The organism is Hyphomonas chukchiensis, assembly GCF_000682695.1.
GTDB lineage: Bacteria > Pseudomonadota > Alphaproteobacteria > Caulobacterales > Hyphomonadaceae > Hyphomonas > Hyphomonas chukchiensis.
In genome coordinates, this window is sequence record NZ_AWFG01000096.1 from 71,372 (window position 1) to 94,775 (window position 23,404).

At 63.1% G+C, this 23,404-nt stretch carries 22 protein-coding genes; 14 read left to right on the top strand and 8 right to left on the bottom strand.

Annotation, left to right across the window (positions count from 1 at the left end):
• The first annotated feature begins 82 nt into the window (after positions 1-82).
• Together HY30_RS19575 and HY30_RS18585 are read left to right on the top strand one after the other, a co-directional pair.
• Complete coding sequence (locus HY30_RS19575) at positions 83-1,306, top strand: lysozyme (protein ID WP_051615728.1); 1,224 nt, start codon at positions 83-85, stop codon at positions 1,304-1,306.
• A gap of 46 nt (positions 1,307-1,352) precedes the next feature.
• Positions 1,353-2,525: an isovaleryl-CoA dehydrogenase gene (locus HY30_RS18585; RefSeq protein ID WP_034744651.1), complete on the top strand. Its 1,173-nt coding sequence runs from the start codon at positions 1,353-1,355 to the stop codon at positions 2,523-2,525.
• Here HY30_RS18585 and HY30_RS19580 read toward each other — a convergent pair.
• A complete protein-coding gene (locus HY30_RS19580) occupies positions 2,522-4,501 on the bottom strand; it encodes an ATP-binding protein (protein ID WP_051615730.1) in 1,980 nt (659 codons plus the stop codon). The genes HY30_RS18585 and HY30_RS19580 overlap by 4 nt on opposite strands.
• A 107-nt stretch (positions 4,502-4,608) precedes the next feature.
• Positions 4,609-6,405: a patatin-like phospholipase family protein gene (locus tag HY30_RS18595; RefSeq protein ID WP_051615731.1), complete on the bottom strand. Its 1,797-nt coding sequence runs from the start codon at positions 6,403-6,405 to the stop codon at positions 4,609-4,611.
• 117 nt (positions 6,406-6,522) lie between these two features.
• Here HY30_RS18595 and HY30_RS18600 point away from each other — a divergent pair, with 117 nt between their 5' ends.
• From HY30_RS18600 to HY30_RS18620, 5 genes are all read left to right on the top strand, one after another.
• The gene (locus HY30_RS18600) at positions 6,523-8,130 is read left to right on the top strand and encodes a carboxyl transferase domain-containing protein (RefSeq protein WP_034744654.1); all 1,608 of its coding nucleotides are present in this window, start codon (positions 6,523-6,525) and stop codon (positions 8,128-8,130) included.
• A gap of 107 nt (positions 8,131-8,237) precedes the next feature.
• Positions 8,238-8,549, top strand: coding sequence for an EF-hand domain-containing protein (locus tag HY30_RS18605; RefSeq protein WP_034744656.1), 312 nt, complete (start codon positions 8,238-8,240; stop codon positions 8,547-8,549).
• 168 nt (positions 8,550-8,717) lie between these two features.
• Entirely contained in the window at positions 8,718-9,302 is a 585-nt protein-coding gene (locus HY30_RS18610; RefSeq protein WP_034744659.1) for an NAD(P)H-dependent oxidoreductase, read from the top strand.
• 66 nt (positions 9,303-9,368) lie between these two features.
• Positions 9,369-10,424 carry an acyltransferase family protein gene (locus HY30_RS18615; protein ID WP_241765783.1) on the top strand — a complete coding sequence of 352 codons (1,056 nt, stop codon included), beginning with the start codon at positions 9,369-9,371 and terminating at the stop codon, positions 10,422-10,424.
• A complete protein-coding gene (locus tag HY30_RS18620; RefSeq protein ID WP_034744661.1) occupies positions 10,421-11,224 on the top strand; it encodes an enoyl-CoA hydratase-related protein in 804 nt (267 codons plus the stop codon). Before HY30_RS18615 ends, HY30_RS18620 begins: the two co-directional genes overlap by 4 nt.
• Here the strand turns inward: HY30_RS18620 and HY30_RS18625 are convergent.
• Entirely contained in the window at positions 11,208-11,564 is a 357-nt protein-coding gene (locus tag HY30_RS18625; RefSeq protein WP_034744663.1) for a hypothetical protein, read from the bottom strand. The genes HY30_RS18620 and HY30_RS18625 overlap by 17 nt on opposite strands.
• A gap of 175 nt (positions 11,565-11,739) precedes the next feature.
• Here HY30_RS18625 and HY30_RS18630 point away from each other — a divergent pair, with 175 nt between their 5' ends.
• The gene (locus tag HY30_RS18630; protein ID WP_081812371.1) at positions 11,740-12,615 is read left to right on the top strand and encodes a DUF817 domain-containing protein; all 876 of its coding nucleotides are present in this window, start codon (positions 11,740-11,742) and stop codon (positions 12,613-12,615) included.
• Here HY30_RS18630 and HY30_RS18635 read toward each other — a convergent pair.
• Positions 12,605-13,000 carry a hypothetical protein gene (locus HY30_RS18635; protein ID WP_034744666.1) on the bottom strand — a complete coding sequence of 132 codons (396 nt, stop codon included), beginning with the start codon at positions 12,998-13,000 and terminating at the stop codon, positions 12,605-12,607. The genes HY30_RS18630 and HY30_RS18635 overlap by 11 nt on opposite strands.
• 92 nt (positions 13,001-13,092) lie before the next feature.
• Here HY30_RS18635 and HY30_RS18640 point away from each other — a divergent pair, with 92 nt between their 5' ends.
• Positions 13,093-14,997, top strand: a complete 1,905-nt coding sequence (locus HY30_RS18640) for an acetyl/propionyl/methylcrotonyl-CoA carboxylase subunit alpha (protein WP_034744668.1) — start codon at positions 13,093-13,095, stop codon at positions 14,995-14,997.
• A gap of 174 nt (positions 14,998-15,171) precedes the next feature.
• On the opposite strand, the gene gltX is transcribed toward HY30_RS18640, so the two are convergent.
• The gene (gene gltX, locus HY30_RS18645; RefSeq protein ID WP_034744671.1) at positions 15,172-16,515 is read right to left on the bottom strand and encodes a glutamate--tRNA ligase; all 1,344 of its coding nucleotides are present in this window, start codon (positions 16,513-16,515) and stop codon (positions 15,172-15,174) included.
• A gap of 134 nt (positions 16,516-16,649) precedes the next feature.
• Between gltX and HY30_RS18650 the strand changes: the two genes are divergently transcribed.
• Positions 16,650-17,474 carry a hypothetical protein gene (locus HY30_RS18650; protein WP_051615732.1) on the top strand — a complete coding sequence of 275 codons (825 nt, stop codon included), beginning with the start codon at positions 16,650-16,652 and terminating at the stop codon, positions 17,472-17,474.
• 3 nt (positions 17,475-17,477) lie between these two features.
• On the opposite strand, the gene HY30_RS18655 is transcribed toward HY30_RS18650, so the two are convergent.
• Both HY30_RS18655 and HY30_RS18660 read right to left on the bottom strand, forming a co-directional pair.
• Positions 17,478-19,127: an NAD+ synthase gene (locus tag HY30_RS18655; RefSeq protein WP_034744821.1), complete on the bottom strand. Its 1,650-nt coding sequence runs from the start codon at positions 19,125-19,127 to the stop codon at positions 17,478-17,480.
• A 62-nt stretch (positions 19,128-19,189) separates the two neighbouring features.
• A complete protein-coding gene (locus HY30_RS18660) occupies positions 19,190-20,068 on the bottom strand; it encodes an oxidoreductase (RefSeq protein ID WP_034744674.1) in 879 nt (292 codons plus the stop codon).
• A gap of 83 nt (positions 20,069-20,151) precedes the next feature.
• Between HY30_RS18660 and HY30_RS18665 the strand changes: the two genes are divergently transcribed.
• The 3 genes from HY30_RS18665 to HY30_RS18675 all read left to right on the top strand — a co-directional run bounded on the left by HY30_RS18665 (position 20,152) and on the right by HY30_RS18675 (position 21,701).
• The gene (locus HY30_RS18665; RefSeq protein WP_081812372.1) at positions 20,152-21,087 is read left to right on the top strand and encodes a LysR family transcriptional regulator; all 936 of its coding nucleotides are present in this window, start codon (positions 20,152-20,154) and stop codon (positions 21,085-21,087) included.
• 75 nt (positions 21,088-21,162) lie between these two features.
• Positions 21,163-21,420: a GlsB/YeaQ/YmgE family stress response membrane protein gene (locus HY30_RS18670; RefSeq protein WP_034744676.1), complete on the top strand. Its 258-nt coding sequence runs from the start codon at positions 21,163-21,165 to the stop codon at positions 21,418-21,420.
• 26 nt (positions 21,421-21,446) lie between these two features.
• Complete coding sequence (locus HY30_RS18675) at positions 21,447-21,701, top strand: hypothetical protein (RefSeq protein ID WP_034744678.1); 255 nt, start codon at positions 21,447-21,449, stop codon at positions 21,699-21,701.
• 197 nt (positions 21,702-21,898) lie between these two features.
• Here HY30_RS18675 and HY30_RS18680 read toward each other — a convergent pair whose 3' ends face one another.
• The gene (locus tag HY30_RS18680; protein ID WP_034744681.1) at positions 21,899-22,555 is read right to left on the bottom strand and encodes a hypothetical protein; all 657 of its coding nucleotides are present in this window, start codon (positions 22,553-22,555) and stop codon (positions 21,899-21,901) included.
• Positions 22,556-22,698: 143 nt separating this feature from the next.
• On the opposite strand from HY30_RS18680, the gene HY30_RS18685 reads away from it, so the two are divergent.
• Positions 22,699-23,295 carry a hypothetical protein gene (locus tag HY30_RS18685; RefSeq protein ID WP_034744685.1) on the top strand — a complete coding sequence of 199 codons (597 nt, stop codon included), beginning with the start codon at positions 22,699-22,701 and terminating at the stop codon, positions 23,293-23,295.
• Positions 23,296-23,404 lie beyond the last annotated feature (109 nt).

Sequence of the window (23,404 nt, forward strand, 5' to 3'; positions counted from 1 at the left end):
CGCCGCGCAGGCGAACAGGCGCGCCATTTGCAGGGTGGCGCGATAGTAAAAGTCCAATTGTATCAATACGGGAGCCATCCGAATGGCCCGGCCAATGCGAACGTCTCGACAGGGTCTCGAGCTCATCAAGAGCTTTGAGGGTTTCCGTGCGCGCGCGGCCCAGTTGCCAACGGGGATTTGGATCATCGGTTATGGGCATACCCAGTCGGCTCGCAGGGGCCTGACGGTTAACGCTGCAGATGCCGAACTGCTCCTGCGCCATCATGATCTGCTGGCCATTGAACAGGCCATTGTCGACCGCGTTCTGGCGCCCCTGAACCAGAACGAGTTCGATGCGCTTGTCTCGTTCGTCTTCAATATTGGCGTCGAGGCCTTCATTGCCTCGGATGTGCTGGCCCATCTCAATAGCGGCGACCGGCTGCAGGCCGCCGACGCGCTGACCTTCTGGCGTAAGGGGCAAGTTGAAGGCGAAACGCGCGTCATTGATGCGCTCGTCCGCCGCCGCGCCGCTGAAAAGGCCATGTTCCTGGAACATCCGTCAGGCCGGGCCTCCGTGCCATCGGCGCTTGTTGCCCCCATGCTGGATGTCGCCGCATCGCTGATGACGCCGCGCGAGCGGGCCGTCATCGTCGAGACACGTGTCGATGGCGATCGCGCGACTGCTGCCAAGGCCAGGCCCGCAAGCAATTCTCCACAGGCTGCCGCCCGGGCCGTCAACGAGCGCCTGACGCGTATCCTCGGTGAGAATGCCACGCTTGCATCGGGGCAGACACCGCCTGTCGCCGACAATGACAGTTCGCATGATGGTCCCAGCATCGACGAGATCACCCGTGCAGTCTCCGCGCTGGCCGATCCGCTCGGCATGGATGAGCCCTCCAGCGTCATTGACGTGACCAAGGGCCCACCGGACGGTGTCGAGCGCCGTCGCACACCGCGCACGCCATCATACGATTCACCCCTCGAATTTGGCGGCGCCCTGCTGCCGCCGGCCGAACCGATCATCGTGGACGATCTCGAACAGGTCCGCATCAGTGACGAAGAGATCGAGCGCCGTCTTGCCGAGAATGACAATTATCATGACGACACATGGTATGAAGTCATGCGCGAAGGCTGGCCCTTTGCGCTGCTTGCGGGGCTCGGCATTATCGGCTTCCTGATCGGCGTCGACCGCTTCTTCCGCGAAGCCTACAAGCTGGCAGGCCGCACGTCGGATATCTATGTCGGGCCGCTCTTGGCGCTCGGCAGCGGCGTCATCCTCGTGATTTCCGCTTATTACCTGATGCGTGTCCTTGTACGTCGCACCTGACGCATTTTCCGCTGACATGCAGGGCAGGCCCTGCTAGTCAGGCAGCATGATCCCGAACACATATCCCACCCTGAACTTCGATCTCGGCGAAACCGCCGACATGATCCGCGAAACCGTGGCAAGCTTTGCCCAGGCCGAGATTGCACCCCGTGCCGCGGAAATCGACAAGACTGACACCTTCCCGCGGGATCTGCTGCCCAAGATGGGCGAGCTTGGCCTGCTTGGGATTACAGTGGAAGAGGAATGGGGCGGCACCGGCCTTGGCTATCTCGAACATGTCGTGGCGATGGAGGAAATCTCCCGTGCGTCTGCATCGGTCGGCTTGTCCTACGGCGCCCACTCGAACCTTTGCGTCAACCAGCTGCGGCGCTGGGGCACTGACGACCAGAAGGCGCGCTACCTGCCCAAACTGATCTCGGGCGAGCATCTCGGTGCCCTCGCCATGAGCGAGAGCGGCGCGGGCTCGGACGTCATCTCCATGAAACTCCGCGCGGAGAAGAAGGGCGACCGCTATGTGCTCAACGGCACGAAGATGTGGATCACCAATTCGCCGGATGCCGACACGCTGGTCGTCTATGCCAAGACCGATCCTCAGGGCGGCTCCAAGGGCATCACGGCCTTCCTGATCGAGCGGGGCTTCAAGGGCTATTCCGTGGCGCAGAAGCTGGACAAACTGGGCATGCGCGGGTCCGAGACGGGCGAGCTTGTCTTCGACAATTGCGAAGTGCCTGAGGAGAACGTCATGGGCCCGGTGGGCGCCGGCGCGCGCATCCTGATGAGCGGGCTCGACTATGAGCGCGCCGTGCTGTCGGCGGGCCCCACAGGCATCATGCAGGCCTGTATGGACGTGGTCATTCCCTACATCCACGACCGCAAGCAATTCGGCCAGTCGATCGGCGAGTTCCAGCTGATCCAGGGCAAGCTGGCGGACATGTATGTCCAGATGAATGCGGCGAAAGCCTATGTCTATGCCGTCGCAAAGGCCTGCGACCGGGGCGAGACAGCCCGCAAGGATGCCGCCGGAGCGATCCTCTACGCCGCCGAGACGGCCACGAAACTTGCGCTTGATGCCATACAGATCCTTGGCGGCAATGGCTATATCAACGAGTACCCGACGGGCCGCCTGCTGCGCGACGCCAAACTCTACGAGATCGGCGCGGGCACGAGCGAAATCCGCCGCTGGCTGATCGGCCGCGAACTGTTCGGCGAGACCGCCTAGGCGATCCGCCGTTCCGGATCCGGGCCGGACGCCGCAAGGCAGGATTCCATCACGGTCAGGATCGAGCGCTGGTCAATCGGTTTTGAAACATAGCCGTTAAAGCCGCGCGCGATGTATTTCTCACGGTCACCGCGCATTGAATCGGCGGTGAGGGCAATCACAGGGACACCTGCATTCGGGCCATCCCCGGCGCGCAACCTGTCCAGCGCGCGCTGTCCATCCAGTTCGGGCATGTTGATATCCATCAGCACAAGGTCGAAAATCTCACTGCCAAGCCGGGCGAGTGCCTGAAGGCCGTCAGAGGCTTCCTCAACCTCATAATGGTTCTGGTCGAGGAAGGAGCGTGCCACCCGTCGGTTGATGGCATTGTCATCCACGACCAGGACGCGGGGTGCGACACGCCCGCCCTCGGACGGGACGTTTCCGGCCGTCGTGTCTCTGCCGGATGAGGGAACAAACGCGGGCTTTTCCTGGTGTACGATCTGGCCCTCGAGTGTCAGGGTAAAGATGGACCCTTTGCCCGGTTCGCTGGCGACCGTGATATCGCCGCCCATCATGCGGGCGAGCTTACGGGAGATGGGCAGGCCGAGGCCGCTGCCGCCATACTTGCGCGTGGTGGAGCCGTCCGCCTGTACGAAGGATTCAAAAATCTGGGCCACCTTTTCGGCCGGGATGCCGCAGCCATTGTCGGAGACATGGATCGTAAGTCGTGTCGCATCATCTCCGCGCGCGTCGGCGGTTGCGACGATGAGGATGTCGCCGCTGTCTGCGAACTTCACCGCATTCGAGATCAGGTTTCCAACGCATTGGCGCAAACGCACCGGATCGAGCATCATGCGCGATGGCACGCTCGGGTCGACAACAAGACGGAGCCTTATGCCCTTGTCTTCTGCAATGGGCTCGTAAAGTTTGCAGACCCGCGCCAGCTTGTGCCGCAAGTCAGACTCGACAAATGACAACTCCATCCGGCCGGCTTCGATCTTTGAGAGATCCAGAATGTCGTTCAGGATGGCGAGCAATGACTGGCCCGATTCAAGGATGATGCTGACCTGTTCGGCCTGTGCCGAGCTGAGGTCTCCCCCGGTCAGGACCTGCGCCATGCCGAGAATGCCATTCAGCGGCGTGCGCAGTTCATGGCTCATATTGGCCAGGAATTCGGATTTCAGCTGGGTGGCGTGCTCGGCCCTCTGGACGGCGGAGGCGAGGTCGTGCGCGAGCTTGCGATCGGCGCGGACATCACGGCCGTGCGAGATGAATATGCGCTCGCCACGTACTTCTGAATAGATGCTGCTCAAGGCATTGGAGACGACGATTTCCTCGCCGGATTTTGCGATAAGCGTCAGGTCTCTGATCTGTTGCTCAATCTTGCCGCCCCACATTTTTGTGCCGGCTTTTACCACGGCCGCGTGGTCTTCCGGGCGCATGATGACCTGGGTCGACTTGCCGTCCAGTTCTCCGGGGGCATAGCCAAGCAGGTCGTACAGGGCCTGGTTCGCATAGATGATCCGGCTGGTTTCCGTCGTCAGCGTGATGGCCTGAACAGCATGATCAAAGGACGAGCGGAACATTTCCAGCCAGTCATTGGCCTCATCCCGTGCATGGACCAGGTCAGTGATTTCAACCGAGCATATGACGCAGCCTTCTCCTTTGGGCATTATGGAATAGCGTACAACGGTGCCTTCCAGGTGCTTGAGGCGTCCGTGCGGCGTTGGCGTGCGGCTGCTATTGAACAATTCGCGCGGCTGACCCGTCTCGATGCAGAGAACGGCGTCGGCAAACATGTCGGATTCGCGATAGGCCGGATCAATGTCGCACACGCGCTGACCGACAATGGAACCGCCTTCCGGCAAGACCACCCGGTTTGACATCTCGTTGGCATAGACCCAGATAAAATCGACTATTTTTCCGTGGTCATCCCGCACGGGCGCCAGTTCGACAATCGTCAACGGCAACATGTCGATGATGGTTTCGTCCATGCCAGTTTTCCTCCCCATGGCGCCAAGTGGCATCTTTGCCTCCATAGCGAAGGCAGAATGGCCAGATCTCGGTTAACGGGTCGTTTCAGCCCCCAGAGGCGCACGGATCACTCAGTGCAGCACTTTTCCTTGAGATCGCTGGTGGCGAGCACTTTCTTGGCAGCCTCGTAGCCGGCCTCGACAGTGGCGTCATAGGCCTCCCAGTCGCGCAGCTCCGTGTCGATCAGATCCGGGAGGATCAGCACATCGGTCATGTCGCGGCCAAACGTGCGGTCTGCGCGGATCGTGGCCGCCCGCATCAACAGGCCCGCAATCGGCGGGGCCGCCGAGAACCCGTTGCCGAGGACCCAGCGGAAGAAGTTCGGCGGATTGATGAACTCTTCCACATCGAGGCCTTCAGCCTGTTGCGTCACGTCGCAGCCAACCACGAAACCCCGGTGCATCTCGCGCATCACATCGACCGGAAAATTGTTCAGCACGGCGCCGTCAACCAGCACATCATGGCCATCAACCACAGGCGGCAGGATGCCGGGTAGGGAAATGGTCGCGCGCAGGGCCTCGCGCAGCAGGCCGGTCCGGTGCAGCCGCAATGTGCCGGTCGTCAGATTGGTCGAAGTGGCAAAGAACGGAATATCCAGGTCGCAGATTTCCGCCTCGCCGAAATGCTCTTTCAGGCGCGCATTCACGCGTGCGCCTTTGACCATGCCGACCACCGGCAGGTTATAGTCCCCAAGCGGATTGGTCTCGACAAAGGCCTTGCGGATGCGGCGGTCAATCTCGTCATTGTCCCACCCCATGGCGACGCAGGCTGCGATAACCGCACCCATGGACGAACCGCCGACAAAGTCGATGGGTATGCCTTCCTCGCGAATGGCGCGGACCATGCCGATATGGGAATAGGCCCGCGCGCCGCCGCCTGACATGACCACGCCGACGGATCGACCGGACATGACACGCGCCAGCCGCGCGCAACTTGGTCCCTGTACGCCGGTCCAGTGAAAAACCCGGCTGCCACCTGACGCGTCCAGCCACTCGACCGGGCGGGCAGCCCGGCGTTCATTGCCGTGATGGAGCAGCACGACGTCGACCAGTTTCAGGGCCAGTGCCGGGGAGTCTTCCGTCGGCATGAGCGGAATGGAGGGCCGCGCATCGGCGCGCGCCATGACCCATATCCGGTCGGCCTGCCGGATCGACAGTCTGAACCAGGCATTATCGCCAATGGTCGATATCAGGATCACGACGTCATGGCGCAGTTCGAGATCGTCAAAGAAGGCTGCCGGCTTCTCGTCGCCTTCGGCTTCGGCGATGATGACGCTTGTCTTCCCGGCCCGCGCAAGACTGTCCGCCAGAGCTCTGGCGCGCAGGCTCAGGTCTATCGTGGGCGATGTGCCAACCAGTGTGAAAACCTTTGGTGCGGCCCGTGTCGAGCGCTGGCCCGCCTTGCCCAGGCGGCGCAGGATCACGCGTATCATGGCCTCCAGCAGTTCCGGCTCGGCCTTCACCATGCGCTGCCAGCCCTTGCGGGTGATCGCGATCACTTCGGAATCGCGTATCGCGTAGACAGAGCCGGTATGCGGCGCATTTTCCGGCGAACCGTCGCCATCAACGTCCAGTCCGCCCAGGAACAGCGCCATCTCCCCGCACGGCTCGCCGGCCCGTATATGGCCGATGAACTCGCTTGCGCCTTCCGGGCCTTCATGGAACGCGCCCAGCGTGCCGGAGAGGACAAAATAGATCGAATCGGCCGGTTCGCCCGTCTTGAACAGGGCGCCGCCGGCGGGCAGCGAATACCATTGAGCCTCTTTGCCTGCCGCTTTCATTGCGCGTGCAGGGACATCCTTGAGGAACGGGATGTTCTTGAGGGCCGGAGTGATGTCGATGCTCATAGGTTTGAAGATGCCCATTCCAGAAGGTCCTTCCAAGTGGGAACCCTACCTGAACTCTCTCAATATTGGGTTACAGTCGCGTGACAGCGGCCCGCACGCTCGCTAAGCAGGCTCCAGGCCCTTGAGGGAGGCATCATGCCCGTACTGAAATCGAGTCTCGACGTTGCCGGACCGGGTTTTGCCCGCAATCGCGCCGCCATGCAGGCCCTGCTGAGCGAACTGGCCGAAAAGACCGCTGCAGCCGCGCTCGGCGGGCCGGAAGCGTCCCGCCAGCGCCATACAGAGCGTGGCAAGCTGCTGCCCCGTGAGCGGGTCGAGCGCTTGGTCGATCCCGGCAGCGCCTTCCTCGAAATTGGCGCGCTCGCCGCCCACGGCATGTATGATGGCGAGGCCCCCGGCGCTGGCATCATCACCGGTGTCGGCCGTATCGAGGGCCGCGAATGCATGATCGTTTGCAATGATGCCACCGTGAAAGGGGGCACCTATTACCCCCTGACGGTCAAGAAACACCTGCGCGCGCAGGAGATCGCCCTCGAAAACCGCCTGCCATGCATCTATCTCGTGGACTCAGGTGGCGCAAACCTGCCGCACCAGTCCGAAATCTTCCCCGACCGCGAGCATTTCGGCCGCATCTTCTACAACCAGGCCCAGATGAGCGCGAAGGGCATTCCCCAGATCGCCGCCGTCATGGGCAGCTGCACGGCCGGCGGCGCCTATGTGCCCGCCATGAGCGACGAGACGATCATCGTGCGCAAGCAGGGCACCATCTTCCTTGGTGGCCCGCCGCTGGTGAAGGCCGCCACCGGCGAGGTCATATCGGCAGAAGACCTTGGCGGCGCTGACGTCCACGCGCGCCAGTCGGGCGTGGCGGACCATTACGCCGCCCACGACTCCCATGCGCTTGCCATCGTGCGCTCGATCATCCGCACCCTCGCCACTCCCAAGCCCCAGCCTTTCGAACTGACCGAACCAGCTGAGCCGCTCTACGACCCCGCCGAACTCCACGGCCTCGTCCCGCCGGACCTGAAAGAGACCTATGACGCCCGCGAAGTCATCGCCCGCCTCGTCGACGGATCGGAATTCCACGAGTTCAAGAAGCTCTATGGCGAAACGCTCGTCTGCGGTTTTGCCCGGCTCTACGGCATGCCCGTCGCGATCCTCGCCAACAATGGCATCCTCTTCTCCGAGAGCGCCCAGAAGGCGGCGCATTTCATCGAATTGGCCGACCAGCGCCGCATTCCGCTCGTCTTCCTGCAGAACCTGACTGGGTTCATGGTGGGTTCAAAGTACGAGGCCGGCGGCATCGCCAAGGACGGCGCCAAGATGGTTACCGCCGTCGCCACCGCCAGCGTGCCGAAGTTCACGGTCGTCACCGGCGGCAGCTTCGGGGCAGGCAATTACGGCATGTGCGGTCGGGCCTATAGCCCCCGCTTCCTTTTCATGTGGCCGAACGCGCGCATCTCGGTCATGGGCGGCGAACAGGCCGCGTCCGTGCTCGCCACGGTCAAGCGCGAAGGCATCGAGCGCAAGGGCGGTGAGTGGCCCGCGCAGGCGGAAGAAGCCTTCAAGCAGCCGATCCGCGATCTCTACGAGGAAGAGGGCAACCCCTACTTCTCGACCGCCCGCCTCTGGGATGACGGGATCATTGACCCGGCCGACACACGCCGCGTCCTCGGCCTCGCCCTCTCCGCCAGCCTCAACGCCCCGTTCCCCGAACGCGGCTTTGGCGTGTTCAGGATGTAAACATTACATCTTGTTCGTGAACGGCTTTTCACGCCCAATTTATGCCACATTGTGACATGGTCAGCCTGTCGCAAACATTGCGGCAGGCATGAAAAGGAGAGACGGCCATGGTGCGACGTGCGAATTTCCTTATGGCGGCGGCGATGATGACCGCCCTCATCAGCCACGCGGATCAGCTGCCGGATTTTTCGCTGTTCGATGTCGATGATGACGGCCTGATCTCGGAGGACGAATACGTCTCCCAGCAGACCGGCACCCGCAAGGCCTCCGAATCCGAGGCTATCGCCAAATTCACCCGGCTCGATCTCGACCAGAACCACACCGTTTCCGAAGAAGAGCTCTACCGCGCCGTCCAGGCCTGGCGCGGAGAAACAGACGAGACATCCGTGTCCGCAACCGATCTGGCTGCCAGTCAGTAATTGCGTCCGGCATGGAAGGGGAGAGGGCCTGTCCCCTGGCAGGCCCTCTTTGCTTTTTCGGGGACTGCCGGAAATCTGACATGCCTTCGGCTACGGGCAAGCCCGTATGGGCGAGCGGGGGCACGGCTGCCAGAATGGGCCCTCAGGATCACCTTGAGGACCGCCCCAATGACACAGATCTGCATCATCGATGGTCACCCGGACCCCGCCCCGCATCACCTCATCCACGCCTTGTGCGATGCCTATGCCGAAGGGGCGGCGGAGGAAGACCACGCCGTCTCGCGCATAAACGTCGGAAGTCTCGATTTCGGCTTCCTCAGTACACCGGACGATTTTGCCACGCCGCCATCTGAGCCCGTGCTGAGCGAACGCCGGAAAATCGCCGAGGCCGATCATCTCCTGATTGCCTTTCCGCTCTGGCTCGGTGGCATGCCGGCCAAGCTGCGCGCCTTTTTCGAACAGGCGGCGCGCGCAGAATTCTTCCTCGCCGCATCCGACAGCGCGCATAAATGGCCCATGCAGATGATGAAGGGCAAATCCGCGCGCACTGTCATTACCATGGGCATGCCAGGTCTCGTCTACCGGTTTGGCATGGATGCCGGCGCCCTGCGCGCGCTCGAGCGCGGCGTCCTCGGCCTGTCCGGCTTCGGCCCGCTGCACCACACCATTCTCGGCACGGCCGGCGAGGTCGATGAGGCCAAGTTCAAGCGCTGGTGCACCGAGATGCGCATCTTCGGCCGCGAAGGCGTTTGATGCGAAACATGTGACACAGGCAGGCTTGATTTTCCGGCCACTGGCTGTGACCAGTGGCGCCGGAGGATGTTGCCCGTGCAGACAAACCGATTCGACCTGCTGCGCCTCGTCTTTGCGGCTGTGGTTTGCGTCTTCCATGCCGTTGCGCTCACTGCGCTCCATTCATTCGGTCCGCTCGAAACGGCGTTGGGGCAGGGTGCGGAGGTCGCCATCGAGGGCTTTTTCATCACGTCCGGCGCCTTGGTCTCCGGGTCGCTCGCTCGCGCCGCTACGCTGGCTGACTATGCGGGCAAGCGGGTTCGGCGCCTTTATCCGGCCTATGCCACGGTGATCCTGGTTCCGGCGCTGATTTCGCTCGTGCTCAGCCGCGACTTGCCGGGCGTGCTGGCCTATCTCGGCGCCAATCTCACCTTCCTGAACTTCCTCGCCCCCAATTTGCCCGACCTTTTTGAGGGCCAGCGCTTCACGGAGGTCAATGGCGCGCTCTGGACTCTCAAGATCGAGGTCATGTTCTATCTGGCACTGCCCTTGATCGCCTTGGTCCTGCGCCGCATGGGCCGGTTCTGGTGGGTGGGCATCGCGGTCCTGTATGTCGGCGGCGAGGTCTGGCGGCTCGGTCTGCCGCATGTCTGGCAGGGGCCTGAAGCTTACACTCTGGCCCGTCAGTTGCCCGGCCAGATGGCCTTCTTTGCCAGCGGCATCGCCCTTTGGCGCCTGTGGGGCCTTGCAAAAACCCGCCCGCTGCTATTTGGCGCCGTGGGGCTCGGCCTTGTCTTCCTGTCGTTTGTCCATCCTGCCTTTGTGCCAGCCCGCGCCGCAGGTCTCACTGGCCTGATCGCCTGCGTGGCTTTCGTGCCGGGGGCCGCTCTCAATGTCGCCCGGTTCGGGGATGTCAGCTACGGGGTCTACATCACCCATTTCCCGATCCTGCAGGCGCTTGTGATGCTTGGGCTTTTTGCTGCAGTTGGCCCCATTGCGGCATTCACCCTTACGGGCTTTATCGTATTCGCCGCCAGCCTGCTTCTCTGGCATAGTGTCGAGAAGCCGGCACTGCGGCCGTCCAGCCATTACAGGCAGGCCGCTGGAACCGAACACGCCGTCAAACGTCAGGAAACCGCATGACCGACACAGTTTACGAAACCATCACCCTCCAGGCCACGCAGGAGGGCCTCGCTGTTGTCACGCTCAACCGGCCTGACGTTCACAATGCGTTCAATGCGCTCGTCATCGAGGAGCTGACGGATGCGTTCGAGGCGATTGCGGATCAGGAAACCATCCGGATGATGATCCTGCGCGGCAATGGCCCCTCCTTTTCAGCTGGCGCAGACCTCAACTGGATGAAGCAGGCCGCCGAGCTGCACACCAAGGACGACAACGAGCATGACGCGCAAAGGCTCGCGGCCATGCTTCAGGCGCTCTACGACATGCCCCAGATGACGCTGGCGCTGGTCCAGGGTGCGGCCATGGGCGGCGGAGCAGGCCTTGTCGCGGCGTGCGATGTGGCCGTGGCGATGACCGGCACCAAGTTCCGCTTTTCAGAAGTGCGCCTCGGCCTGACGCCAGCCACGATCAGCCCCTATGTGATCGACGCCATCGGTCCGCGCCGGGCCCGCGCCCTGTTCGTGACGGCAGAGACCTTCGATGCCGAATATGCCGAGCGCATGGGCCTCGTGCACTATGTCGTGGCCGACCAGGCCGGCATGACGGCCATGGAAGAGCATATTGCCAATCTCGTCTTCTCTGCCGCACCGGGCGCGATTGCCGATGCCAAGAAGCTGGTGGCAGATGTCACAGGCGAGATCATCGACAAGGATCTTGGCCACGAGACGGCGCGCCGCATTGCGGCCCGCCGGGCATCGGATGAAGGCAAGGAAGGCGTTGCGGCTTTCCTGGAGAAGCGCAAGCCTAGTTGGAGCCGGTAACCAGCTTGTCGGTCGCAGTCTTCACGGGCAGGCCCATGTCGCCCAGGAATTCGAGGGTCGCGGCCACGGGGTTTATCCCGGTCATGTTCGTTATGGGTGTCTGGAATACGTAAACCAGCACGCCGAACATGATGAGGTAGATCACAAACTGCATCGCTGACTTCAGCAGGAACGCCCCCGCGCTGCCTGCCACAAGGCCAACACCGCCAAGGATGAGTGCCCCGGCAATGGGCGTCAGGTTGCTGACGTCCGCTGCCTGCGAATAGCCGATATAGCCGCCAACGGCCGCGCCGACCACGCCGGCAAGACCGCTCAACTGAACTCCGGATGCATAGGCCATGTTTAGTCCCCTCGATTGACTATGGTTAACCCTTACGACAACCCGCAGGCGGCAGAAAGCCGGAATTTCACCCCCTTCCGCTGTGCTTCGTGGACCGTTCGCTGACCATTCCCGGACCGTTCCGTGACCATTTCCGGCCCTAAACCTGCCCGCTTCGGGGTGGATGGAGGGTCCCATGAAGCCCACGCCGAGTCCGCCGCCCGCCAATGCCCTGCAACGCCGCCTCCATGCGGCGCGTGCCGCTCTTCATGCGCGCTGGGTGCGCGGGCCTGTCAGCCAGGCGGCCTTCGAATTCCTGGCCTTCGGCATCAAGCAGGCCTGGGCCTGCCTGTTTGGCGGGGCGATGTTGGGCCTCCTGATGCTGACCTTCCTGTTCTATCCGGATGGGGCGCTACTCTCGCGTTACGACTTCCTCGTGCTCGCCGCCGTCGCCATTCAGGTGACCATGCTGCTGACCGGGCTGGAGACATGGGAGGAGGCGCGGATCATCCTCGTGTTCCATGTCGTCGGGACGATCATGGAGCTGTTCAAGACGCACGCCGGCAGCTGGATCTATCCCGAGGACAGCTATCTCCGCATTGGCGCGGTGCCGCTGTTCTCCGGCTTCATGTATGCGGCGGTGGGATCATATCTCGCTCGCGTGTGGCGCATCTTTGCTTTCCGGTTCACGCACTTCCCGCCGCTCTGGCTGCAGGGCCTGCTGGCCGTCACGATCTATGTGAACTTCTTCGCGCACCACTGGCTGTCGGACATTCGCCTTGTCCTCTTTGCGGCGACGGTTCTGATCTATGGCCGCTGCTGGGTCCAGTTCAGGCCGGACGAGGCTTACCGCCGGATGCCGCTCGTCGTCGGTTTCCTGCTGGTCGCGCTGTTCATCTGGTTTGCCGAAAACCTTGGCACCTTCGCCCGGGCATGGGCCTATCCGGGGCAGGAAGACGGATGGGAGATGGTCTCGCTCGCCAAGCTCGGCTCATGGTACCTGCTGATGATCATCAGCTTCGTGCTGGTCGCGACGGTTCACCGGGCCCGCCCAGCGATGCTCACTCGATGATGTCCACGCAGGGCGCGTAGAACTTGCCGGGTTCGAAGAAGAGCGAGACGAGCATGGCCTTCAGTTCGTCCGGGTTCAGGCCCGCCGCCGCGGCGCCTTCGTAGAAATCATCCTCACGCATGTCCGGGTCGCCCTGATAGTAAGCTGACCAGAGGCGCAGGGCGTGCTCGTCGCCTTCGGCCTTGTCGATCCAGTCGGCGACTTCCGATCTGGCGCACTTGCAGAAGGGCCTGGCCCGGGCCTTCGACACGCCCTCAGCCGCAACATCGACGCGGCATTGTTTCTCCCACGCCTTGGCGACGGATGTCTCGTCTTTCGGTGCGGCGGCAGCCGTGCCCATGGTTAACAGCGTGGCGGAGGCAATCAGGGCGGTCAGTCGGCGCATGGCGTTCTCATCCTTGATGGCCCGCCAGCTTAGGCACGCGCTTCCGGCCCCGCAACTTGTCTTTTGCGGCGAAATCGGGTCTTGCTGCGGCCATGATCAAAAGCCTCCTCATTGCCAATCGCGGCGAGATCGCCTGCCGTATCATGGCGACATGCCGTGACATGGGCATCCGCACGATCGCCGTCTATTCCGATGCCGACGCCCGTGCCAAGCATGTGCGCGAAGCTGACGAAGCCGTGCATATCGGCCCGGCGCCTGCTGCCGAGAGCTACCTGCGCGGCGACCGCATCCTCGCTGCCGCCAGGGCGGCCGGCGCCGACGCCATCCACCCCGGTTACGGCTTCCTGTCCGAGAATGCCGAATTCGCCGAGGATGTGCGCAATGCGGGCCTCATCTGGGTCGGCCCGCCGCCATCCGCCATCCGCGCCATGGGCCTCAAGGACGAAGCCAAGCGCATTGCCGAGGAGGCGGGCGTTCCCGTGCTGCCCGGCTATCGCGGCGAGGCGCAGGACCTGAAGACGCTGACCAATGCGGCCAAAGAGATCGGCTATCCGATACTGATCAAGGCCATTGCGGGCGGTGGGGGCAGGGGCATCCGCCTCGTCACCAAGGCGGCCGACCTGAAAGACGAACTCGACAGCGCCGTGCGCGAGGCGACAAGCGCCTTCGGCGACGGGCGCGTCATGCTGGAGAAACTGGTCGAACAGCCTCGCCATATCGAAGTGCAGGTCTTCGGCGACAGCCACGGCAATACCGTCCACCTGTTCGAACGCGACTGCTCGCTGCAACGCCGCCGCCAGAAAGTGCTGGAAGAAGCACCCGCGCCCGGCATGCCGGACGATGTGCGCGCCGCGATGACGGATGCCGCCGTGAAACTGGCCGCCGCCGTGAAATATGAAGGCGCGGGTACGGTGGAGTTCATCGTCGATGGCAGCCGACCGCTGAGTCTCGACTCTTTCTGGTTCCTCGAAATGAACACCCGCCTGCAGGTCGAACACCCGGTCACCGAACTGGTGACGGACACCGACCTCGTCGAATGGCAGCTGCTGGTCGCCAGTGGCGAACAGATCCCGCTGAAGCAATCCGAGATCGTGCTGGGCGGCCATGCCATCGAGGCGCGCATCTGCGCCGAAGACCCCGCTGAAGGCTTCCGCCCCGGCGCGGGCCTGATCCTCGAATTCGGCCTGCTGGAAGAAGTGGACGGCGAGCATGTCCGCTGGGATGCGGGATTTGAAAGCGGCGACCGCGTGCCGTCCTCGTATGATTCCATGATCGCCAAACTGATCGTCTGGGGCGAGGACCGCGACGAGGCCGCCGACCGCCTGATCGACGCGCTGGCCCATACCCAGCTTGTCGGCGTGCCGTCCAATGCCGGCTTCCTGCGCCGCTGCGCCATGTCGGACGCCTTCCTTGAGGCGACGCACCATGTGAACTGGATCGCGGAGCAGGGCGATGCACTCACCCACGCTCCGGGCGCAAACCAGCACGCCTCTGTCATGGCCGTCTGCGATATCCAGCTGGATGCACCTGGCGCCGCCAGGCCTTGGGACATCAAGGATGGCTGGCGCATGAATGCGGCGCCCGTTTATCGGGCATCAGTGGCCGTTGGCGGCGATGCCGACTGGATCGATCCCGACGATTACGAGGTTGATGAAGACCTGCCGCTGCCCCTCGTGACAGATCTGTCGCCCCGTCGCTATGCCGTCACGACAGCGGGCGACAGCGTGCTGGTCGAGGTGCCGGACTATGACGCCGATGTCGAAGCCCTGCTTGGCGGCGACGCGGTGAAAGCCCCGATGCCCGGCAAGATCATCGCGATGAACGTGAAGGCCGGTGACACGGTGACCCACGGGCAGACGCTCGCCGTCATGGAAGCGATGAAGATGGAACACAGCCTCGCCGCGCCGCGCGATGGCGTGGTGGAAGCGGTCTCAGGCGCGGTCGGCGAACAGGTCGCTGAAGGTGTGGTGCTGGTTCAGCTTGTGGAAGAGGCCTGACACCTGAGCGCTCATCCTGAGCCCTGATCTCACGAAGCGCCCTCACCTCCCATCGCTTTGCGATGGGCCCCTCCTCTCCCAGAGGGAGAGGGGTTTGACGGGAAGAGCCACTTAACGCCTCTCCCTCTGGGAGAGGAGGGGCCCGCTGCCGAAGGCAGTGGGAGGTGAGGGCCTTTAAGCCGCTTTCAGCCTAGCCAGTGCCCGCTCACGCCCGATCAGCGGCATCAGGCTCGCCATGTCCGGCCCATGCTCCTGACCCGTCAGGGCCTTGCGCAGGGTCATGAACAGGCCCTTGCCCTTGCGGCCCGTCGCGGCTTTCACGGCGTTCGTCCATTCGCTCCAGGTCTCGGCGGTCAGCTCGCCTTCGGGCAGAAGGTCAGCTGCCTGCAGCACGAAGTCCTTGTCCTCGACATCGACCAGCGGCGCCGTATCGCCAAACACGACATCCACCCAGGCCGACACGTCCGGCAGCAGCGAGCAGTTCTGGCGCACAACCGTCCAGAAGGCTTCGTCAGCCGCTTTCGGATCGATCGCGGCGAGCCGCTCCTTCACATCCTCAAAGGGCAGGCCGTGCAGGATATGCGCGTTGAGCGAGAGGAGGTCCGCCTCGTCAAAGCGCGCCGGGGCGCGGCCGATCTTGCCGAAGTCGAATTCGCTGGCCAGTTCATCAAGGCTCGTGCGCGCCTCGACATTGTCGGACGTGCCGATCTTGGCCAGCAGGCTGGTGATCGCCATCGGCTCATAGCCCTGCGCGCGCAGTTCGCCCATGGAGAGCGAGCCGAGACGCTTGGATAGGCCTTGGCCGTCCGCGCCGATCAGCAGCGGCGTGTGGGCCATTTGCGGGGCCGTGCGGCCCAGCGCGAGGAAGATCTCGATCTGCGCGCCGGAATTGGTCACATGGTCCTCGCCGCGCACGACATGCGTGATTCCGGCGTCGATATCATCGACCACCGAGGGCATCGTGTAGAGGTAGGAGCCGTCCTCGCGGATCAGCACGGGGTCTGACAGGCTCGACGTATCGATGCTTTGCGGGCCGCGCACGAGATCGTCCCATTCGACGCGGTTGCCCGAAAGCTTGAAGCGCCAGTGCGGCTTGACGCCGTCGGCTTCCAGCTTGGCTTTCTCCTCGTCCGTCAGGTCCAGCGAGGCACGGTCATAGACGGGCGGGCGGCCACGCGAGAGGGCGATCTTGCGCTTGCGCTCCAGTTCGTCGGCGGTTTCATAGCAGGCATAGAGGAGGCCCATCTCCTTCAGGCGCGCGGCGGCCTTGTCATATTCCGCAAAGCGATCGGACTGGCTGAACGTGTCGGCCCAGACGAGGCCGAGCCATGTCAGGTCTTCGCGCAGGCCGTCTTCATAGGCCTTGGTGGAGCGCTCAAGGTCCGTATCGTCGATACGCAGGATGAATTTACCGCCCTTCGCGTGCGCAAACAGCCAGTTGATCAGGGCTGTGCGAACGTTGCCAACGTGCAGGCGCCCGGTGGGCGAAGGGGCAAAGCGGACAATCGGGTGGGTCATGGGCGTTGTTTTCCAGTCATTCCAAGCCGCTTTCGACATCAAATTGACTAAAAAGCCAAGGCATTGAGGTCACAATCTTGCTATTGTTTATGCTAATCAATGAGACTCGAGCGAGTCGCCCGAAGGAGTCGGATATGAAATATGGCTGGATGCTCACCGCCGCCATCCTGCTGGCTGCCTGTGGCCAGTCCAAGGACGTGCCGCAGGAAAGCGACATCGTGCCGGTCGAGGACCATGAAATGGCCGAGCCGGGCTCGCTCAGCGAAACGCCTCAGGCGAGCGACTATGTGGCGCCGGACTTTGCCAAGCTCTCCGGCTATGGCGAGGGCTGGTATATTTCGCCCGGCTGGCCGGGCGAATATCCGGCGGGCTTTGTCGTGCTCGATGAGGGCATCAGCGTCATGGGCCGCGCCAGGCCCAACCCGGCCTCGCCGCAGGACAAGGCGTGCACACTGCCGCAGCTTGCCAATTACCAGCTCTGGAACAATCCGCGCGTCTCGTCCGACGAGCTGGAATTCTTCGTCGCCACGAAAACCTTCCCCGTCACGCTCAATCAGGACGCCCAGATCGAATATATCAGCGATGCGGGCAGCATGCAGACGCTGGACCTGAAGCAGGGCGAGCAGCTGAACTATCTGCGCTATCTCGGCGAGGGCTTTGCGATCCTCTCCTATGCCGGCACGGAATATGACATCAACGAAGCCGAACTGATGGACATTACCGATATCCAGGCCACCAAGGGCCAGGAAGACGAATGGCTTCGCGTCACCTGCACCGATGGCTCCAGGGCCTGGCTGCTCTACGACGAAGTGGTCACCGTGCCCGGCATCGTGCCATCGCCGATCACCGGCTATGGCGACGCGTCGGACATCACGCTGGACCAGGTGGAAGGCATCCGCGCCGAAGCGGAGCAGAACGCCGCGCTGGCCGGCAGCCTCGGCGAAGAACCGATCGAGTAGGCCTCAGTCGTCCCGGAACCGGTTGGTGATCGGGTAGCGCCGGTCGCGGCCGAAATTCTTGCCGCCCACTTTTACGCCCGGCGGAGCCTGGCGGCGCTTGTACTCGGCGATGTAGAGCAGGTGCTCGATACGGCGGACCGTGGCGACGTCATGGCCGCGCGCGAGGATGTCGTCGATGTCCTCTTCAAGGTCCACAAGGCCGCGCAGGATGTCGTCCAGCACGTCATAGGGCGGCAGGCTGTCATCGTCGCGCTGGTCCTCGCGCAGTTCCGCGGAGGGCGGCTTGGTGATGATACGCACAGGGATCACTTCGCCGCCGGGCCCCAGCGCGCCACGCGGGATCGTCGTGTTGCGCCACTTGGCCAGTTCGAACACTTCGGTCTTGTAGAAATCCTTCAGCGCATTGTAGCCGCCGCACATGTCGCCATAGAGCGTCGCATAGCCGACGGCCATCTCGCTCTTGTTGCCCGTCGTCACCACCATGTGGCCGAACTTGTTGGACAGGGCCATCAGCGTCAGCCCGCGCAAGCGCGACTGAATATTCTCTTCGGTCGTGTTCGGCTGTGTCCCGGCGAACTGGTCCGCCAGCATCTCGTCCAGCGCGTTCACGCCGGGGCGGATGTTGATGATGTCATACTTGCAGCCGAGCATCTCGGCGCAGGCCTTGGCATCCTCGAGGCTGTCGCTCGACGTATATTTCGACGGCATCATCACACACCAGACGCGCTCTGCGCCCAGCGCATCCACCGCGATCGCCGCCGTCAGCGCCGAGTCGATGCCGCCCGACATGCCGAGCACCACGCCGGGAAACCGGTTCTTGTTCACATAGTCGCCGAGCGCCAGGACCGCCGCGCGGTATTCCGCCTCCCAGCCTTCGGTCAGCGTGGCTTTCGGCCCGCTCTGGAAACTGCCCGTCGCACCGTCGAACGAGACCAGCGCCGTGCCCGTCTCGAAATCGCCCAGCAACTGGTGCTCGGTGCCATCATCGTCCACGGCATAGCTGGAGCCGTCGAACACCAGCTCGTCCTGCCCGCCGACCTGGTTGACGAAGAGGTAGGGCACGCCGGTCTTCCGCCAGGCGCTGAACGTGGTGTGCCGCTCGGCATGCACCGTCCGGCGCCAGGGCGACCCGTTCGGCACGATCAGCATTTGCGCGCCCGCGCCTTTGAGCGATAGTGGCACCCGCTCGAACCAGATGTCCTCACAGATCGCGACGCCCACCTTCACGCCCTTCAATGTGAACACGAAAGGCGCGCCTTCGCCCGGCGCAAAGATCCGCTTCTCGTCGAAGACGCCATAGTTCGGCAGCTCGCGCTTGTCACACCGCCCGGCCACAATGCCATCCTTCAGCAGGACCGATGAATTGTGCACTTTCCCGTCCACATCCCATGGGCAGCCGATCAGTATGGCCGGCCCGCCGGCCGTCTCGCCCGCCAGCGTCTGCACGGCCGCCATGGACAATTCCACGGCGCTCGGCTTCAGCACGAGATCTTCCGCCGGATAGCCGAGGATGAACAGCTCGCTCAGCACCAGCAGGTCCGCGTCCCGCTCCTTCGCCTCGGCATAGGCCTCCCGGGCCAGCGCCAGGTTGCCATTGATGTCGCCAACCACGGGGTTCAGCTGCGCGGCGAGAATATCCAGTACTTTGCTCATAATGAGCATTTAGGCGGGCCGCGAAGGATAAGCAATCGACGGCGCGCCGATTGCCCGGCCAATTATGCCGCCGCCAGCCCGTCCAGCGTGCGCTTCGCCTCCGGCGTCAGGTCCAGCGCCGCCGCCGCCACATTCTCGTGCAGGTGCGCGATCGAGCCCGTGCCCGGAATCAGCAGCATGTTCGGGCTGCGGTGCAGCAGCCAGGCAAGCGCCACCTGCTGCGGCGTCGTGCCAAGGTCCGCCGCCACGTCATTCAGGCCCGCCGACTGGATCGGCGAAAAGCCCCCAAGCGGGAAATACGGAACATAGGCAATGCCTGCCTCCGCCAGCTGGTCGATCATCGCGTCGTCTTCGCGGAACACGATATTGTAGAGGTTCTGCACGCACACGACCGGGGCGATATCCTGACCCGCCCTTAGCTGCTCCATCGTCACCGTGCTCATCCCGATATGGCCGACAAGGCCCTCGTCCTGCAGGTCGCGCAGCGCCTTCATGGCCTTGGTCACGTCTTCCCCCGGGCCCGCAATGCGCAGGTTCACCACATCCATGCGTTCCAGTTTCAGGTTCTCCAGGTTCTCCTCGACCGAACGTTTCAGGAAGTCCGGTGTGATGTCGTGCAGCCAGGCGCCCTTGTCGTCCCGATATGCGCCGACCTTCGTCACCAGCGTCAGGTCGGCCGGATAGGGATGCAGCGCCTCGCGGATCAGCCGGTTGGTCACGTGCGGCCCGTAGAAGTCGCTCGTGTCGATATGGTCGACCCCCAGCGCAATTGCCTCGCGCAACACGTCGCGGGCCACGGCCTCGTCCTTGGGCGGGCCAAACACGCCGGGCCCGGCGAGCTGCATCGCGCCATAGCCCATGCGGTTAATGCTGATGTCCGTGCCCGGAAGCGTGAAGCGGCCTGCGGCGGTCGCAGAGGGTTTCGTGTCTGTCTGTGTCATCGCGCGGGTCTCCTTGTGCGCCTTCGAAATAGCGCCCGACAACCGAATTGATAATCCGGCCAATCCCGAATAGACTGATCGGTATGTCGAACAATATGCCCGCCTCCCTCGATGAACTCTCCGTCTTCCTGGCCATCGTGCGCGCTGGCGGCTTCCGCGATGCCTCGCGCCAGTTGGGCGTCTCGCCCTCGACCGTCAGCGAAACCCTGTCGCGCCTTGAGGCCAGCATGGGCGTGCGCCTGGTCAGCCGCACCACGCGCTCCGTCACGCCGACAGATGCCGGGCGCGACCTCGCCGCCCGCCTTGAACCGATCCTCTCCGAGGCGCGCGCCGCCGTCGAATCCGCCATGAGCTCCGGCAATGCCGTGCGCGGCACGCTGCGGCTGAATGTGCCCGGCGCCGTCATGGTCGACATCCTGCCGCCACTGGTCGAGGCATTCCTGCGCCGCCATCCGGACGTCAGTGTCGAGATCATGGTCGACGACCGCTTCGTCGACTCCGTTGCGGCGGGCTGTGATGCGGGCATCCGCTATGGCGAGCGTCTCGCGCAGGACATGATCGCCGTGCCCATCGGCCCCGCCACGCAGCAGGCCGCCATCGCCGCCTCGCCCGCCTGGCTCAAGGCCAACGGCCGCCCGGACCATCCGCGCGACCTGTTGCAGCATGAATGCATCCGCCTGCGATTCTCGAGCGGCGCCTTGATCCCGTGGGAGTTTGCGCGTGATGGCGAGGAGCTCGTGGTCGAGCCGGAAGGCCGCCTGATCGTCGGCACGGCGGGCGGAAGCGCGGCCATCAAGGCTGCGATCAATGGCTTCGGCCTGATCCAGGGCTTCCGCAACTGGCTCGAGCCGCATTTCGCCTCCGGCGCGCTGGAGCCGGTGCTTCAGGATTGGTGGCCGGAGTTTGAAGGCCCGCAGCTCTATTTCTACAGCCGGCGCTACATGCCGGCGCCGCTGCGCGCCTTTGTCGATTTTGTCGCCGAGGCCCGCCGCGCACCTGAGCCGCGACAAAACAAATAATCATTCTGTTAGCCCGGAACGAAAGTCATTGGCGCGGATTAATTTGGCAATCCAGCCGCAAAGGACTCCCGCCAGATGGGCTTCATCATGACTCTCTTCATCGGCCTCATTGCCGGTGTCATCGCCAAGTTTCTCCACCCCGGCAAGAACGAGCCGAAAGGCTTCCTGCTCACGATGCTGCTCGGCGTTGTCGGCGCCTTCGTCTTCACCTTCCTCGGCCAGACGCTTGGCTTCTATGGCGAAGGTGACGGCGCAGGCCTTATCGGCGCCACGCTCGGCGCGATCATCGTTCTTGTGATCTGGAATTTCTTCTCACGTCGCACTCCCGCGTAACCCCCGAAACCGGAAAGGACCATATCATGTCCAGCAAGTCATATCCCTCCACAATCGCGCTGCTCGGCCTCGCCGCCGTTGCAGGCTATGCCAACCGCAAGAAGCTTGGCCGCTTCTTCTCCACGGTAAAAACCGAAGCCGACAAGCACCATCTCACAGGTGAAGACTCCGTGCTCGGACGGCTGACGGATTCCGTGCGTGACAGCATTCGCAGCGATGATTCCACGTCGCGCAAACCCGCCACAGGCCAGGTGCCACCCGCCCCGACCGGCGCCGCCTGAGGACTGGGCGCTGCGACCGGCCGCCGTGCCCCCCTGGCGGACACTGCTGGTCGCAGCGCTTTCCTCATGCCCCACCCCATACACCGAAGTTCCGGCGAAGGCCGGGATCGCAGGCAATTGGAGCAAGTCCCGTAAAGCGCATTAAAGCCTCAGGCCGTAATGCATCAGTCTTTGGGCCTATGCGCATCACGCTAGGCTTAATGCAGCCTAAGCTCGCTTTTTGCCCTCAAAAGGCATGCCATATTGGGCCCCTTCAGGCTCAAACCGACGCGCAAGTGCTCCTTGTCAACAACCTGGACAATCACATCATAAAATTGATTTTGATCAGTTCTTATTTTATCCGCCTGCGTACGGATAATTAGAGAATCCGCAAATTTTGGATCGAAACCCGCAAACAATAGAAACTGGCTGGCAAAGCACACACCATACTCCCTTGCATGCTCAGAGGCGCCCCCGGAAACATAAATAAACTCAACTTGGTCACCTCGCTTTTGAAGGACACAATAATCGTTCGAATAAAGAGTGGCTGTGCTCGTATCTGAGGTTTTATCGCCTAAATTTCGAACGGTCCGCACGATCAAATCGGCATCATCGACCGAAAAGACATCGTTGTATCCAAAACCAAAGTTGGCCGCGACTGTTTGCTCCCGATATTCAGCAACATCCGGCTTAAGAAGAACTGGAGGCGCATCATCGGGATAAACCGAAAGTGTATCGACCCTGGTTTTCGTGAGGTATGGTGACGACGGCATAAGGGCAGCCTCACAACGACTGGTCAAAAATGCCCTACGATCAGAATCCGAACAGCCAGTGCTGAAAAGCACGATCATAAGAAGCGAGATACATACTTTCATCGCTCTCTCCCCGCCGCAGACATACTTCGGGCGACCGGCGAGAGCAAGCTTAGGGGGTGAGCATCGCGATGCTCATCAATAGTAGGCCGCCCCGCGCCCCCACCTTATCCAACCCTAATGGCGCCCGGCCTATACTGGCCGCCATGACCAAAACGTCCGCCTTCGTCAGTCACGGTATCGCCCAGGCGCAACGCGCTCTGAGCGCCGTCGCTGCGATGACGAACGCGCACCTCAACCCCACTACACTGAAGCGAACCCTCGCCCAGCGCGCCCGGGCCGAACTCGCGCGGCTCGAAATCATCATCCGGCGGCTTCTCACTCTGATGGCCTTGGGGCTCGTGCTGCCGCCGGTCCCTATCCGTGCATTTTCCGTGCATCCTTCGTGCACCGAGCGGGTCGAGACCAAGGCCTCGGGCCGCCTCACGGGCCTCTCGCCCCGCATCCTGGGGCCGGACATGAACCGGGACGGGCTTGCGGCAGCGGCGCGATCCTGCGGACCCGTTCAGGCCGCCCCGATCCTCGCCCGCCTCGCGGCTTTGCAGGAACTGCTCGCGGCGCCCGAAGCCCACGCCCGCCGCCTCGCCCGAACCCTCGAGCGCCAGCGCAAGGCCGGAGACCCGGCCCCCATGGCACTTCCCATGACCCGCACCCACCGCCTGCCGCCGGAGCTGGGCGCCATCGCCACGGCCCTGCCGGAATTGCTGCGCGACGCGTTCAAGAGCTGGGAAAGTTCGGGCTGAGTCCGCGGCACAATCAGACAGTTTTGCCGGACGCCCTAGGGGCGTTTCCGGTCGCACCTGCATGACCCCCCTCTACCTCCCCCCTTTCAGGGGGAGAACAGTCCGCGCT